Below are 529 nucleotides of genomic sequence, written 5' to 3' on the forward strand. Positions count from 1 at the left end.
GCCAGGTTCACCCGCTCACGGGCACCGTAGCTGCCATATTCCCCGCTAAAGCCCTCCCAAATCTCAAAGTGTGAGCCGATGTCACAGGTGATCAAAAACGGCGGCAGTGCGGGCGCATCGAGCAGTTGGATATATTGCCGGGCTTGGTTAAACGCTCCCTGCATGGCATCGCGATAGGCATTCGTGCCGCGCTTGCCATGACCTTTGTGACTGCTGTAGCTGCCCTGCTTCGCCTCAATCAAAAAGCAGTCGGCCTTATAAAAATCGGCGCGCTTACGGCTCTGCCCTTTTGGCTGTAAAACTTGATCGCCCTTTCAAAACAATAGTCATCGCTGCCGGGGCTGCCTTTGGGCGGTGGGCCATCGACATCCAATGCCTGACAAAGTTCGCTAAAAAAAGGCTTGGCATTGGCATCTTCATTGCCTTCCGAATGACGCCATTTTTCAATAAATGCTTCGACTCGCTGGGTGTCGGCAGATTGCATAGGGCAAACGGGGAATCGCTCGGATTCCAGGCAAGGGGGCGGCTA

General features: G+C 54.6%; 2 protein-coding genes. Both read right to left on the reverse strand.

Annotated elements, in window-relative coordinates:
• Positions 1-242: hypothetical protein (locus JUK32_RS01085; RefSeq protein WP_204137015.1), on the reverse strand; the 242-nt coding region annotated here is incomplete at its 3' end.
• The gene (locus tag JUK32_RS01090) at positions 239-484 is read right to left on the reverse strand and encodes a hypothetical protein (protein ID WP_204137016.1); all 246 of its coding nucleotides are present in this window, start codon (positions 482-484) and stop codon (positions 239-241) included. The genes JUK32_RS01085 and JUK32_RS01090, both read right to left, overlap by 4 nt.
• Positions 485-529 lie beyond the last annotated feature (45 nt).

Origin of the sequence: Halomicronema sp. CCY15110, from assembly GCF_016888165.1 — a bacterium.
Classification (GTDB): Bacteria; Cyanobacteriota; Cyanobacteriia; order Phormidesmidales; family Phormidesmidaceae; genus Halomicronema.

Excerpts from the sequence above, each read along its gene's own strand:
- JUK32_RS01090 (WP_204137016.1), bottom strand. The coding sequence starts at position 484 with ATGCAATCTGCCGACACCCAGCGAGTCGAAGCATTTATTGAAAAATGG.